The 15,510-nt window shown below is 55.4% G+C and carries 10 protein-coding genes; 9 read left to right on the forward strand and 1 reads right to left on the reverse strand.

Features of this window, described 5'->3' with window-relative positions:
• Positions 1-3 precede the first annotated feature (3 nt).
• From KF752_04955 to KF752_04965, 3 genes are all read left to right on the forward strand, one after another.
• Positions 4-1,143, forward strand: a complete 1,140-nt coding sequence (locus KF752_04955) for a PQQ-binding-like beta-propeller repeat protein (GenBank protein ID MBX3420889.1) — start codon at positions 4-6, stop codon at positions 1,141-1,143.
• 125 nt (positions 1,144-1,268) lie between these two features.
• Positions 1,269-2,576 carry a coproporphyrinogen III oxidase family protein gene (locus KF752_04960; GenBank protein ID MBX3420890.1) on the forward strand — a complete coding sequence of 436 codons (1,308 nt, stop codon included), beginning with the start codon at positions 1,269-1,271 and terminating at the stop codon, positions 2,574-2,576.
• 808 nt (positions 2,577-3,384) lie between these two features.
• Entirely contained in the window at positions 3,385-4,740 is a 1,356-nt protein-coding gene (locus KF752_04965; GenBank protein ID MBX3420891.1) for a hypothetical protein, read from the forward strand.
• A 181-nt stretch (positions 4,741-4,921) separates the two neighbouring features.
• On the opposite strand, the gene KF752_04970 is transcribed toward KF752_04965, so the two are convergent.
• A complete protein-coding gene (locus tag KF752_04970; GenBank protein MBX3420892.1) occupies positions 4,922-5,926 on the reverse strand; it encodes a hypothetical protein in 1,005 nt (334 codons plus the stop codon).
• 116 nt (positions 5,927-6,042) lie between these two features.
• Between KF752_04970 and KF752_04975 the strand changes: the two genes are divergently transcribed.
• The 6 genes from KF752_04975 (at position 6,043) to KF752_05000 (ending at position 15,501) form a co-directional block, all read left to right on the forward strand.
• On the forward strand, positions 6,043-9,060 hold the full coding sequence (locus KF752_04975; protein ID MBX3420893.1) for a hypothetical protein: 3,018 nt from the start codon (positions 6,043-6,045) through the stop codon (positions 9,058-9,060).
• Positions 9,057-10,301, forward strand: a complete 1,245-nt coding sequence (locus KF752_04980) for a hypothetical protein (GenBank protein MBX3420894.1) — start codon at positions 9,057-9,059, stop codon at positions 10,299-10,301. Before KF752_04975 ends, KF752_04980 begins: the two co-directional genes overlap by 4 nt.
• Positions 10,298-11,938 (forward strand): formylmethanofuran dehydrogenase subunit A, encoded by a 1,641-nt coding sequence (locus KF752_04985; protein MBX3420895.1) that lies wholly within the window; start codon positions 10,298-10,300, stop codon positions 11,936-11,938. Before KF752_04980 ends, KF752_04985 begins: the two co-directional genes overlap by 4 nt.
• A gap of 116 nt (positions 11,939-12,054) precedes the next feature.
• Positions 12,055-12,951 (forward strand): formylmethanofuran--tetrahydromethanopterin N-formyltransferase, encoded by an 897-nt coding sequence (gene fhcD, locus KF752_04990; GenBank protein ID MBX3420896.1) that lies wholly within the window; start codon positions 12,055-12,057, stop codon positions 12,949-12,951.
• Positions 12,948-13,811 (forward strand): formylmethanofuran dehydrogenase subunit C, encoded by an 864-nt coding sequence (locus tag KF752_04995; protein ID MBX3420897.1) that lies wholly within the window; start codon positions 12,948-12,950, stop codon positions 13,809-13,811. Before fhcD ends, KF752_04995 begins: the two co-directional genes overlap by 4 nt.
• A 28-nt stretch (positions 13,812-13,839) precedes the next feature.
• On the forward strand, positions 13,840-15,501 hold the full coding sequence (locus KF752_05000; protein ID MBX3420898.1) for an Nramp family divalent metal transporter: 1,662 nt from the start codon (positions 13,840-13,842) through the stop codon (positions 15,499-15,501).
• Positions 15,502-15,510: the final 9 nt, after the last annotated feature.

Raw genomic sequence — 15,510 nt, forward strand, 5'->3', positions numbered from 1 at the left:
AAGGTGTTAAAAAAGATGGGTAATTGGCAATTGTTCAATGGATGGTTGACCCTTGCGACTTGGTTGCTGATCGGATGGTCTCAGATAACCACCGCCGACTGGCCATTGCCACGGGGCACGGCCGAGGGCACGGGAGCGACCGCCGAAGTACTGGCCGATCAACTGGAGCTGTTGTGGGAGCATCGACAGGGAGGGCTCGGGTTCGATTCCGGGCCGATCATTGCCGCAGGTAAAGTATTTGCGGCCGACGCGGACGGGAATTTGCTAGCTCTGAATTTGGACACTGGCCAGGTGGTGTGGAAACTCAAACTGGACACTGGGTTCATGTCTTCACCAGCCTACCATGAACAAACCATCTACATCGGCGATTTGGATGGCGTTATTCGAGCGCATAACGCCCATACGGGCCAAGAGCTGTGGAGCTACAATGCAGAGCGCGAAATTGATGCGGGGGGGAATTTTTTTGGTGACAGTTTGCTAATGACCTCGCAAAGCGGCAGCCTGCTGGCCATCGATCGCCGCAACGGGCGGTTGCTGTGGCGATACGACACCGAAGATCAGCTTCAATGCGGGCCGACGCTAGCAGGTCATTTGACGTTTCTGGGTGGCTGCGATCAACACTTGCATATCGTTGATGTGCGAACCGGTCAGTCGGCCACTGACAAAATACCGATCCAAGCACCCACCGGCAGCACACCCAGCATCAGTGACCAAGTGGTATTGGTCCCCAACCACAAAGGTCAGATCTGGGCGTTCGCAACCAACACCTTTCGTCCGCTGTGGATGTTCGAAGATTCAAAACTGGCCAACGAGTTCCGCAACAATGTGGCGGTGGCAGACGGACTGGTGGTTGCCGCCAGTGGGAATCGCCGGCTGTTTGCGTTGGATATGAAAACTGGAGATGTTGTCTGGCAACAGACATTGCGCAGGCGGGTCGAATCATCACCGGTGATTGCTGGTGACAAAGTCGCGGTGGCCGGTTCTGATGGTCGCATAATGCTGTTGGAACTAAAAACTGGCACGGAAGTGTGGAGCTTCGAAGTCAAAGGATCGTTTCTAGGCTCACCTGCCGTGGCGCACGGCAAGCTGGTGGTGGCTTCGGATCGTGGTGATATCTTGTGCTTCGGTTCGCCATCGTCCTGACCCGGAATTTCCTAGCTACCGTCGGCAGACGGTGGGCAAACTATAATTTCACCGTCTAGCGGCGGTGACTGCTGGTAGATTCTTACAGGCCACTTAGCATACAATCCAGGCAGCGAAAATCGGCAATGAGTACAGAAACCCTAAAGACCGACGTTGGCAGTTACTTTATCAGTAACTACCCACCTTATTCCCAGTGGAACGCCGATGTACTGCCGCAAGTGCAGCATGCGATGTCACAGCCGCCCAGTCCCGATGTGCCATTGGGACTGTATCTGCACATTCCATTTTGTCGCAAGCGCTGCAAGTTCTGTTACTTCAAAGTCTTCACAGGCAAGAACGCCAATGAGATCGAAGACTATGTCCAGGCTTTGTGTAAGGAAATTGAGTTGGTCAGCGCGCTGCCGGTGATGGGTCAGCGACCATTTCGCTTTGTGTACTTTGGTGGCGGAACGCCCAGTTTTTTGTCGCCTAAGCAGTTGGTCAGCCTGGTCGATCGACTGCGAGCCAACATCCGTTGGGATCAGGCCGAAGAGGTAACCTTCGAGTGTGAACCGGGCACACTCAGTCAGCCAAAGGTGCAAACGTTGCGCGAATTGGGCGTAACGCGGCTGAGTTTAGGTGTCGAAAACTTTGATGATGCCGTGTTGGAAGAAAACGGCCGCGCCCACTTGTCCAAAGAGATTCACCGCGCTTGGGAGTGGATCGTGGCGGCTGGCTTTCCCAACGTCAACATCGACCTGATCGCCGGTATGGTCGGGGAAACGTGGGATAATTGGCGACGCAATATTGACCAAACCCTGCAACTGTCCCCCGAGAGCGTCACGATTTATCAAATGGAGCTACCTTTCAACACCGTCTACTCGGCGGGAATGTTGAATGAACACTCCGAGTCCCCCGTGGCGGACTGGCCGACCAAACGGGCCTGGGTTCGGTACGCATTTGAGACACTGGCTCAGGCCGGTTACGTGCAAAGCTCGGCCTATACCATGATCAAAGACCCCAGCAAAGTCGCCTTCAGCTATCGCGACAACCTGTGGCGCGGAGCCGACCTGTTGGCAACCGGCATCGCTTCGTTTGGCCACGTATCAGGGGTCCACTATCAGAACCTGTCGGAGTGGCAGCAGTATTTAGCCAGCTTGGCCGACAATCGGCTGCCGCTGGCGCGCGGTTTGGTAACCACTCCAGAGCAGCGACTGATCCGCGAGCTGATCTTGTTGCTCAAACGCGGCTACGTGGAGCTAGACTATTTTCAGGACAAGCACCACGTTGACATCTGGCAGCGATTCCAATCGACATGGCAGAACTACATCGACTCCGGCTGGGTTCAGCGCGACGACCGCTGCCTCCGGTTAACCACCGAGGGACTCCTGCGAGTCGACGGGCTGCTGCCCGCTTTTTTTGAACTTGAATATCAGAACGTACGTTATACCTAATCGTTTCGATCTGATTCTGGAAGATTCTTGGTCGTCTTTCGTCACTCAGCTTCTGCGGTCAACGTTTTGTGTGGCCATGTTTGGCCATTTTGCGTCGAATTGAAAAGCGAGGCGACCGTTTTCTCGAGAACGTAGCACATTCAAACGAGGATGAGCTGTCTCAAAATGGTTGCTTATTCTCAGCTTGAAACATCTTCAATGTGCCTCTGTATCGCTGAACATGGCACTAGTGACACGCTGACTCACCTGTAAGTCGAAGAGAACACGTTAATTCTTGTTGGCGCTCAATTTTTGAGCGACTTGGCACGCGGATAGCTTAAGAGCGAGTCTCAGTTCTCGTCCACTTCGGTTGCGGATGCAGCCGAGGCGGAGATGTTCGACGATGACGTAAGTACCTGGTTTGGCATTTTACGAAACACCCCTAGAAAGGAGCCGCCTATCAGCATTGAAGGCTTGGGAGTCAACGCAGTGTCTATTATTTACCCTCACCGCAATTCTTAACTACTGTGGTCTCCCCACCCGGGCGTCCTCTCCTATAGGGGGCGCCTTTTTTTGTTTTTCGCTCATATCTGTTAGGCCGGTGCGGTCCCAGATTCATTGCCTTTGAACACGCTTGGAGGCTCTCGGCTCGCTCTGGGTACACCCACCCGTTTGCAGCAGCCCGCTCAGGCCGCCTTCGAATCGTCGGGTCGATCACTTTAATAACTCGCCGACAGCGCCGTCCGCACCGTTCCGCAGCCACCAATGGCCTCTGTGATTTGGCTATACTAGTTACATCGCCTTGCCCCCTGTCATGACTGGCACCCTGATGAAGCCAAAGCTCTGCATTTTGTCTGCTGTATTCGCCTGGCTTATGTTGTGTGGGCAACAAACCAGTGCCACAGCCAACGATTCGTTTCCCTGGCGTGTCGGCTCGGCTACCGCTGCGATGCAGGCCGACGACGACATGGTAATCGGCGGTGGCATCGGCCCGGGAAAAGTCCAAGGTCAAGAGGGCAAGCTACAAGCGACTGCTATCGTTATTCACGGACAGACCAAGCTGTGCCTCGTGGGCGTCGACATCTTGATGATGGATCGCGATTATATGGATCAAGCCGCACGCGGCATCGAGGCGACCTGCGACATCCCGTTTGACAACATTCTGATCAATGCCAGCCACACGCATCATGCTCCATCAACCGTCACGGTGCATGACTACCAGCGCGACGAAGAATTTTGCCGTCGCACGGTGGCCGCTATCGTCCAAGCGGCAGCTCACGCCGATGTGGCCGCGCGCAGCGCGCCACCCAGTCGCGGCCTGTTTCGCTTGGGGCAAGAAGCAACGGTTGGCCAGAACAGCCGCCAGTTGCTCAAAGATGGTCTGATCTACTGGATTGGCCCGCGCGATGATTTTGTCCGACCAACCGATCCATTCGATGTCGATCTACCTGTCATCGCCTTTCGGCAGTCCAGCGGAATGTTGACAGGGTTAGTGTTCAATCACTCGACGCATTGCATTGGCACGCGTAGCGGCCTACGCTCGCCCAGCTTTTATGGCCTAGCAGCGCAAGAGTTGGCCGAACAACACGGCGTACCCGTGACTTTCCTGTCGGGTGCGGCCGGGTCGACTCACAATCTGGTTCTCAACTGCGACGAGATGGTCACACGCCTGAAGTCGGCCTTCAATGACGCGCTTGACCAGGCCCAACCCTTGCAATCAACAAGACTAGCTGCCAAACGTGCCGAAGTGCAGTTTCAATTTCGCACGTTTGATGAACAAACCGAAGACCGCGCGGTATTGGCATATTGTCGCAAGTACGCGCCGCAACATGCCGACGACATCGCCCGGGTGTTTCGAGAGAGTCGCCTGAAATTGAAGCCGCTGCAGGGACAATCGCGACCGATGTGGCTGCAAGCCATGCGCATTGGCGAAATTTATCTAGTAGGTGTGCCCGCTGAATTTTTCACCGTGCTGGGACTGGAAATCAAACGCCGCTCGCCGCACCGATACACCTTTGTTTGTGGGCTATCGAACGACTATGTTGGCTACTTGCCCAGTCGTCAGGGATTTGCCAACGGTGGTTATCAGACCTGGATGGGCCTGCACAGCTTTGCCGAGATCGGCACTGGCGAAATGGTAGTTGAGGAATGCCTTCAGCTACTGGAGCAACTAGGCGCTCTGTAGCCACCGTCGCGTAGAGCCGTTCGCTCAGTTCAGTCAGCACAGTTGGCGGGCCGGCGCGGGGCCAACCAAACTGGAAGTTACGACCTTGATTTCTCTCCGCGCGAATTGGGTGCTCGTGCACAGCTTGCTTTGGCCTCGCTGGTCTCACCCTGGACATTACGTGAGCAGTAGCAAGGTTAAACTACCGACAGCGCCACCAAAGGTGTTCAGGCAAGCATTGGGCGTGAGCCGCCGCTTGAATCGCGCTGCGATAGCGCTTCGCGTCAGCAGGATAGCCGGCTGTCGGGCGCAGTCCTGAAACATGCCGACTCCAAAAATGATTGATCGACTCCATCAAACGCTCGCGCACATACTTGGCAGCCATCGAAGCCAAGGCGGTGGGTGCAAATGCATCTCCGCCGATTGTAAAGTGTAGCGAGAGTTTCTGAGGGGCGATTGCTTGATAACTGCAGCGTGCGACAGTCGCTTGAATTTCTGTGAACCAACTGTCGGGCATCCACTCCAGCAACATTGGCAGGTAATTCGTTCGTCCTCCCTGTCGATCGCAATAGACTTCAATTTCAACGTCAGGAGCGCATTCCATTAGCGCGGCCACCAATTGAAGACTGGCCTGTGACAGTAGCCGGCCCTTGGAGTCGAATCGTTGGACCTGCCGATTGAACTCGGGTTCGCTAATGATTTTGGTTCGTACCGCCAACAACTCGATGTTCAGCGCTCTCAACGCAGCGCGAGCCAATTCGTTAAGTCGATTGACTTCGTCGGCGGTGCTAGCTGCGCTGGCGGGCACCGGCAGACCGGCGAGGGCATCATACCACGGCAGATTCTCTGACCAATCGTCTGAACCGGGTGACAAGTGTTGTAGCAACTGAACCATGTTCGCAGGCTCGGCGGTGCCACCTGCTGGAGGTTTTAAGAGGCCCACCATGGCCAGCAGACCATATTCCAGCGACCCTAAACCGCTGCCGGAACGATACAGCTTTTTGGAGTCTCCTAGTGGCACATGAGAGCACCCGGATGCCCAGGCGGATGGGGCAAACTGTGGGCTAAGACATAAGGAAAACTGAGTGTCGGATAGTCCATGGGGAACCAGCCAGGCCGAGCCGCCTATCAGTAGCGGCCCTAAACTGGGGCCATAACCAGCTTCGTCTATGCCGATTATTAGTTTTTTTCCGGAGCCTGGGCTCATAAGCTGGGTAACTCTGGAGGCGATTCCTGGTAGATTTGGAGCGGCTGGTTATCCATAATAACAGTTGGTGCAGATCTCACACGATCACAAGCGGCATTCGGTAGCTGAGCTTATCTATGAAACTGTTTCTTCGTCCACTGTTTACTGTTTGTATGTGTTGCTGGTTTGCACTGGCCGCACCGCAAGCATCTGTGCATGCTCAAAACACCATCGTCGCGCCGGCCGCAAAAATCTCGGAAGAGGAAGCGCTTGCCCGACTGGATCAAGTTTTGGCCGATGCGGGGGTCGATCCGGCCAACTATACGCCACCAGCGGATACACCTCAACCGGCAGCCGATTCAACTGCGCGACCAGGCAAAACTCCGGACGCCAAGGCTGCCAAGCCAGAAGACGGCGCAAAACCCGTTGTGCGAACAAGCGAGCCTTCGCAACCTGCCGATCCCAAAGAATTGACATCCGCCAAACCCAACGATGAAGGCAAAATCGAGTTCCAATTTCGCAATCAACCCTGGCCTGATGTGCTGCGATGGTTGGCGACGGTTTCGGATCAATCGTTGGATTGGCAGGAGTTGCCAGGCGACTACATCAACCTGTCTACGCGCCAGCCGTACACATTGGAGGAAACCAAGGACGCCATCAACCGCGCGCTGTTGTTGCGTGGATACACGTTGCTGGAACACGACCGCGCCTTGACGGTGGCCAAGACCGAAGGTCTCAACCCATCGATCGTACCTCGCGTTCGACCAGAGCAGCTGGCCACCACTCCGCCACACAGTTTTGTGCGAACGACGTTCGAATTGAGCTGGTTGCTGCCTGAGGATGTGGTAAACGAATTTGGCAGTTTAATCAGCAAGAACGGCCAACTGCTATCTCTGGCTTCGACCAATCGCGTCGAAGCTATGGATGCCGCCGGCAACTTGCGCGAGATTTACGATATTTTGACTGAAGAGCAATCCGCTGCCGCGTTGGAAAACCTGGCCCAGCAGTTTCACCTGGCGTTTGCTCGAGCGTCACGGGTCAAGACTGACTTAGAAGCATTTTTAGGGGTCCAAGCCAACCAGTCGGCGCAACGCACTATGCCGCCAGGTGTCGATCCGCAGCAAATGCAGCAGCAGATGCAACAGCAGATGCAGCAGATGCAGCAGCAGATGCAACAACAAATGGCTGCGCAACAACAGCAAAATCAGCGACAAGGCAAGCCCAGTGCGCAACCAAGTGCTAGCGGACGTCAGCGACCGGAGAACGTGTTGATTTTTGCCAATGATCGTAACAACACCCTGATCGTCCACGCACCGCCCCACAAGCGAGCCATGATTGAATCGTTTATCAAGCGCGTCGACGTACCCAACGAATTGGCGACCGACTTTGAGCGCATCAGCATTCGCATGAAAGTATTCCGCCTGATTTCGTTGTCACCCCAAGAGCTGATCGCTTCGCTGAACGCTATGGACGTACTGGACCCAGCCACACGACTTCAAGTCAACGAAGAGAATCGCTCGGTGACCGCCTTCGCATCGCTGGCCGATCAATTGTTGATCCAGCGGGTCATCGACCGCTTGGACGGATCGCAACGGTCGCTAGAGGTCGTTCAACTGCGCCGATTGGATTCTGAATCTGTGGCCAACACAGTTCGGTCCTTGTTGGGTGGCGACGAAGAGGAAAAGACGCAGAATCGCTATGACTATTGGAATTTTGGCTCGCGCAACAGTGGTAACGACAAGAAACCTGAAAAAATGAGGGTGACGGCCAATATTCAAGACAATCAACTGCTGCTGTGGGTTAATCAAATTGAATACGACGAAGTCCAGAAGCTGCTGGTGAAACTGGGCGAGATTCCCCAGCCGGGCGGCCGCTCCAGCACCGTGCGTGTCATCGACGCATCGCGATCGCGCGACACACTTCAGTATCTCAAGCAGCTTAAAGAGCATTGGGAGAAAAACTACGAAAACTCCATGATCATTCCGGATGACTCGGAATTCTTGGATCAACCCGCCAACGAAGCAGACTCGAATAAGTCACCCGCGGCACCAGCCGACGACCGGGACTCAATTTCCCGCAATCGATCGAGTCACCAATCGACATTGCGACTGGTTGGGACGACCAATCCGTTTAGTAGCTCGGATGACTCGACCAGCCAATCCGCCGACAACGATGACTCACGTGCCCAGGCGAAAAGTAGTCCATCCACTGGCAAGCCACCCGTTAAGATTCGACTGGATGAGCGCGGCAATTTGGTTATCGAATCCGACGATACCGATGCTCTGGACCAATTGGAAATCTGGATGCAGGATCAGCGTCCCCCGCGTCGCGAATACGATGTATTTAAGGTCAAGCATGCTCCAGTGACGTGGATTCGGCTGAACTTGAAAGAATATTTTGCGAAAAAGAAGGATGAACCTCAACAAACCCGCAACCCCTACTGGTGGGACTACGACTCGCGACCCGCACAGAGCACTAAGAACGATCGTCAACTGGGCAAGCGTGCAGAGATTGATTTTGTCGCTGATGAAGATACGGGAACCATTGTCGTGCGCAATGCCGACCGACGCGATTTAAAGACCATTGGCGAGCTGATTGAGCTGTGGGACGTTCCGTCCAAGCCGGTATCAGAATCGCTCATGCGGTTCACAAAGACCGTGACGCTCAAGCATTCCCGAGCCGATAAGGTCATCGAGACGGTGAAAGAGGCCTATCGCGATCTGCTCAGTTCAAACGACAAAGCCTTTGAGAAAAAGGATGCTGAGGGTGACGCAAAGCGCGAATCCGGTGGTATGGATTTCATGTACAAAGGCCGACTGTCGCTGGCAGCCGACGAAGTAAGCAACCGGGTTATCGTTTCCGCTCAAGGACCTGAGCTGCTGAAAGTTGTACTGGCTACGATCAGCGATTTGGACGAGGCGGCCAAGGATCAGGGGTATATCAAAGTAGTGGCCCTAGGTGACGGCCTGACTCCCGATGCCCTTAAAGATGCACTACAAACCATCCTGACGACTCCCAAGTCAGACAACGCACAAGCTCAGCAAGCGCAAGCCCAGGCTAAGGCCCAAGCGGAAGCCGCAGACAGAGCGCAGCAGGCCGGCCAACTTAATAGCTCCAGCAATAACACTCGGAGAAGCCGTGGCTCGTCACGATGACGAAACATCCCGTTTCGATATGTGCCATTTGCGGCCTGCTGTGTGCGGATGATCGTCAGGCCGAGAGCAATTCGGTACACAGTTGTGGCCGTCGCGTGGCTTGGTTCCATCAGCATCGCCCGGCAACTTCCCAGGCTGCGCTTGGTTGCGGAACGAATATTCCGCTGGAGTCAGTTTGCGCTCAGATAGATCGTGTCCTAACCACCGCCAAACGCCCGCTGATCTGGATCGACGGCGCGGATGTACAAACGATGCGCGCCGCCGTCCTGCTTGCTCAGAAACACTTTGGCACAATCCATGTGGCGCAATCCTCAGGCCAAAGTGCCGTACAGCGCGTAATGACCGGGGATGGCTGGTTCGGAACGACATTGGCCGATGCATCTCGACATAGCCGGCTCTTGATCACCCTGGGCAGTAGTTGGATCGAACGCAGTCCGAAGCTCTTAGATGGTTTCGATTTTGCCGAAAGCTGCCGGTGGTGGCAAATCGATGTCGAGAACGGGCAGCAACATCCGGCGCTTCCTGCCCCCACCCGCCGCCTGTTGTGGCCCAGAGCCGATTGGTATCGAAATTTTTCACGTGTGGCCAGTTTATTGCAACGAACAAGTGAACCAACGTTTGACGCGACATCCGCTGAAATCGTAGATCTAGCTTGCGCACTGCGCGAATCTTCGAATTCGACGATCGCTTGGGAAGTGTCGCAGTTGAACAACCCAGATGATGAATTGCTGATTCATCACCTGTGGAATTTAGCCCGCGTGGTCAATTCTTCCAACCGCTGCCAACTGCTCGCGTTCGATAGTCAGCCTGGACTGGTGACGGCGCAGGCGGCTCTAATGTGGCTGACGGGCTGCTCGGCCACTGCCAGCTACAGCGGCACTGATTGGAGTTGTCCTACTTATCTGTCAGCGTTTCAGTTGTCTGACTGGCAGCGAGAATTCGATGGCATCGTGCTGGTCCGCAATACACCCTCGCCAGAACCGCTTACGCCACTGCGCTCAGAGGTCACTTTGAGCGAAAGTTCGATGGCGTTTCGAGATGGTTTACACGCCGGCCGACAGATGGTGGCCGCTGTTGGCGTTGAAGACAGCGGCTTTTTGATACGTGGCGACCACGGCGCGACACACCATCTAGCGCCTGCCATGAGTTCAAACCATCAACTGTCCGGCGATTTACCTCGGGCATGTCGGTTGCTAACAACGACTCTGGAGATGGCTCTCTGTGAAAAGAGTCGGCTATGATCGAGTTGGCCAATGCCCGAATTGTCGATCCGCTACACCCGCAGAATGGACAAATCACCAGTTTGTTCATTGACGGTGACCGATTTGTAGCTGCTGCGCGCGAGCCTGGCGTGCAGCGTATCGACTTGGGGGGGGCCTGGGTGCTGGCCGGCGGCATTGATATTCACACGCATATCGGCGGCGGCAAAGTCAATTTAGCCCGTCTATTGATGTCTCAGGTTCTGTCACCGGAACAACGCACGGTTTGGCCCACAACAGTCACGGGGCAAAAATATGCACGTATGGGGTACACCGCTTGTTTCGAACCAGCCATGCTGCTGAGTTCTGCGCGTCACACGCATATGGAATTGTGCGACACGCCGTTGTTGGACCATGGTGCTTATGTCGTGTTAGGCAACGAGGATTGGCTCTTAGAGTTATTGGGGCGAGCAAAACTGGAAGATGTGGTTTTGCGCAGCCTGGTCGGTTGGTCGCTAATGGCCAGTCGAGGACTGGCGGTCAAAGTCGTCAACCCGGGTGGCATCAACGCCTTCAAATTCAACCAGCGTCAACTGGACGTCGATATGCCTCATGTGCGCTACGGCGTGACCCCTCGTCAAATTATTCAACGGCTGTCAGCGGCAGTGGACGATCTGGGACTGGCTCATCCGCTGCACCTGCATGCCAGCAACTTAGGAATGCCCGGCAACATTCGAGCAACACTACAGTCGCTGAATGCTGCCGAAGGCCGGCGAGTACATCTGACACACGCTCAATTTCATTGCTACACTGACCAAGGCCACTACGGCATGGGCAGCGGAGCGGAACTGTTGGCCGAATATGTAAATGCCCATCCGAATGTCAGTTTGGATGTTGGACAAGTGTTGTTCGGTCAAACCGTTACGATCTCGGCTGACACGATGGCACAAACTCGCAACCTGTCTCACGCGCGTCCTCAACGAAGCTTGCTGAGCGACATCGAATGCCAAGCTGGATGCGGTGTGGTACCGATTCGCTATCAAGACACGCTGTACGTGCATAGCTTGCAGTGGACAATCGGCCTTGAATTGATGCTGCTGGTTCGCGATCCATGGCGGATTTTTCTGACGACGGACCATCCCAACGGCGGACCATTTACTGGCTATCCTCACCTGATTCGGTTGCTGATGGATCGATCGTTTCGAGAGTCGATGTTGGAGCGGATTCATCCGGCTGCGGCCGAACGCAGTTTATTGCGCGAATTAACTCGACAATACACTTTGGACGAAATCGCTATTGTGACCCGAGCCGCTCCGGCAAGAATCTTAGGATTAGGCGGCATGGGCTCGCTGGTCGCGGGTTGTTACGCCAATCTAGCGGCTTATTTGCCTGCCGGAGATTGGGAGACCACCTTCCGCAATGCCGCCTATGTATTCAAATCTGGGCAGCCGGTTATCGAGGACGATCAGGTCAGGCAACTTGAAGTACCACGCAACCGCTGGCGCGCGCAAGTAGACTACGATTCAGCCAGTGTAAATAGCTGGAGTCCCCAATTAGAGCAGTGTTTGCGTTTGCCGCGACAAGCTCTGGAAATCTGCGACGACCAGGCTGCCCAGTTGAGCCGCGCAACATCTGTCGTCCATGATTGTATCAGCTCATGCACATTGAAAGCCACATGATTAGCCACTGCTTACTTTAACCGCGTACCCCGCGGGCCGCGTGAACGTCCTGGCTTAACCACCTGCCGATAGGTCGCGCGACAACATTCCCGCTCCAACAAGCTACTATCCACTACATGCAGATTAACGACGTTGATATTCTGGATACGTTCGCCGAAGCATTTCCGATGACCGCCACACGCGTGATTATCACGGCGGCTGATGCCTATTGGGCACGGCGTGCGGCTGAGTCGATGACTGGCTTTGCCACCAGTGTGATTGGTTGCGGCTGCGAGGCGGGAATCGAATCCGAAATACCAGCCGATCAATCGCCCGATGGTCGGCCGGGAGTGACCGTGTTGCTGTTTTCGATTTCCGGCAAAGAATTGGAAAAGCAGCTTACCCGCCGAATTTCGCAATGTGTGCTGACTTGCCCTTCAACCAGTGCCTTCGCCGGCATGACTGGCGAAAAACTGATCTCTATGGGAGACCATGTACGTTATTTTGGTGATGGATACCAGCAATCCAAACGAATTGGCGAGCGACGTATTTGGCGCGTGCCGGTAATGGACGGTGAATTCGTGTGCGAGGACAAGACCGCGCGACAACCCGCAGTTGGTGGCGGAAATTTTGTAGTATTGAGTCAGTCACTGCAGGGCGCTCTGACAGCTTGTCAAGCTGCACAGCAAGCCGTGCAACGCTTGCCGCGCGTAATTATTCCCTTTCCGGGCGGCGTAGCCCGTAGCGGATCAAAAGTTGGCTCCAAGTATCGGGGACTCTCGGCCTCCACCAACGTCGCTTTTTGTCCGACGCTCCGGCATGTCGCTCCAACCCTGCTACCAGATTCGGTAACCGCTGCGCTGGAGGTAGTGATCGATGGACTGACCGAATCTGATGTGGTGGCGGCCATGCAGGTTGGCATTCGCGCCGCCTGCGCTGAAGGTCGCAAACACGGTTTACAAGCTATTACTGCCGGAAACTACGGTGGCAAACTCGGCAAGTACCACTTCCATCTGTACGAGGTGTTACAGTGAGCGCCCTGACGCTGATGCTCAAGCATACCATTCCCGATGGCCTGCGATTGCAGCTTGGAGCCATCGTGCCACATCGCCTGCAATCCCTGTCAGTCGCAGAAATTGCTCGGCACGTCGTGACGACAGACGATGAGCGGACAACGGTTGGCGACTGGTTCGATATTGCCGACGGCAATCGCAATCTCTTGATCTTGCAGGGCGACCTAGCGCGCTGCGATGGCATCGGGCAGTCGATGAACGGTGGTCAGTTGCATGTCGTTGGCTCGGTGGGACATTTTTTAGCCGACGGTATGAAAGCCGGAGTGTTGACCGTGCAAGGTAATGCCGGCCTGTATGCGGCAGGAGGCTTACGCGGGGGTCACGTTCTCATTTCTGGCAATGCTGATGACTATTTGGCGGCAGCAGCGCCGGGACGGCGACATGGCATGAGAGGCGGAACTGTGCTCGTCAGTGGTAATGTCGGCTGTTGGGCTGCCAGCCGTATGAGGTATGGCACGGTAGTCGTGCATGGCGATATCGAATTGGGGCTGGCCCTGCGTATGATTACCGGCACCGTTGTTGGCTGTGGAGCAGTCGATCCGCGCTTGGGCTGCGGAATGCGTCGAGGGACACTGCTATTTTCGCGAGTCGACTCGGCTGCGACGTCGGCTGAACATGGCCCTGCTGGATTTACTCAGCCCGAATCTAGCGAATTATCTTTTTTGCCAATGCTGCTCAAACAGTTGCACCCGCTTTTACCCCAGCCGCTGGCGCAGCGACTGCAACAGGTGCCATTTTGCGACTGGCCGCGTCGCGCCGATCGCAGTTTAGGCGATACTAGTAGCGGCGGACTAGGGGAAGTCATTTGGCTTGCACTGTAGGATCTTCGTAGTCGGGCAAGCATGACCCATGCATGATACAGCTTCGACCAACCAGCTGGCCCCAGAACAACCATTGCCCCTGCCTGCGCTGCTGTCGCGCAATCCGCTGCGCTGGCTCACGATCTTTGGGCCGGGGGCCATTGTAGCATCACTGACGATCGGTACCGGCGAATTAATCTTCTCGTCGCGCGCCGGTGCGATCTTTGGCTATCGCATTCTGTTTCTGTTTGCGCTGATTACGCTGGCCAAGTGGATCTTGCTGTATTCCGTAGCTCGACACATGGTCGCTTCAGGCGTGCATCCGCTCAGACGCTGGGTTAACCTGCCGATTGGTCCACGTGGCTGGTTGCCTGGACTGATGTTCCTGCTGGCCGCCGTGTGCATTCCGATTTGGGTCAGTTTTCACGCCAGCGTGCTAGGTGATTGGTGCGCGGACTTGACCAATACCAAGCGCCTGCTCTCAGGTGCGACCGTTCATATCTGGGGGTTAGTGATATTATGCGGTGTATTCCTGCTGGCGCTGCGCGGAGGCTATAGAGCGCTGGAGAACATACAACTGCTGGTGATAACCATCATGCTGGCAGCCGTCGTTGTATCGCTTGTGTTGCTGCGCCCAGATTGGTTTGAATTGCTAACAGGATTCATCATCCCACGGTCGCTCGAGTTTCCGCAGTGGCTTGTGGACGACTCGCGACCAGCCCTACAGCGCATCGCCGCGCAACCGCTTTGGATTGAAGCATCGTTATACGTGGGCGTCATCGGCGGGGCGGGGTATGACTATTTGGCTTACACCGCATTCTTACGTGAAAAAGGGTGGGGCAGAGCGGGAGGCTCCGAACTCATAGACACCCCTTCTGTGAAGGCGCATACGGAGGCCGAATCACAACCCGCTGCGTTAGCGAAAGGATTCGATCCGTCCCCCGCTACCGCACTGGGCTTAGACATCACTCCTCGCGATGCTGATCCAGAGCCACTCACGAGCCAGCAAATTGCAGACTTAAAGCTCTGGATGCGTGCGCCGCTCATCGACTGCACAGCCAGTTTCTTGACCGTCTTAATTTTCAGCACTGCGTTTGTAGCTTCGGGACACCTGATCCTGGCGCCTCAACACCAAATCCCGGGCGACGGCAGCTTTCTTGGCTTCCAAGCTCAGTTCCTTACGCGCCTGAGCCCTGGACTGTACCCGCTGTACGTCATCGGCACGTTCTTGACGATGTTTGGCACGCTGTACGGGACAATTGAGGTGGCGCCTGCCATCCTGCGCGAATGTTATCGACTGCTGCTCGTAAAACATCAGTCCATCTCGACTGCGGGCTTGCGCCAGGTGGGACTAGCCTGGACAGCCGCTGGAGCGGGCGCGGTGTTGCTGCTGAGTTTTTTCATCCAGTGGTCGGGAGGTCCAGACCGTCCACCGGGACTGACTGGAGTGTTGGTTCCGGCAAATCTCTTCACTGGAGTTTTGTCGTGCGGCATCATCTGCTTGCTGAATCCATGGATCGACCGGCGGCTACCCACGGCCTTGGCACCCGGCTGGTGGTTAGTAGCGATGAACCTGATTGCAGGCTGCGCATTCTTTGCGTTGGGCATCAAAGGCTATTGGGATTACGGCGGAGTTGCCGCACTCTGGATACTGGTGGGGACCGTATTGGCCGGTTTTGGCTTGGCCTGGGCGCTGCGGAATCGCCTGTGATGGCCACTT

It is taken from the genome of Pirellulaceae bacterium, from assembly GCA_019636385.1.
GTDB lineage: Bacteria > Planctomycetota > Planctomycetia > Pirellulales > Pirellulaceae > Aureliella.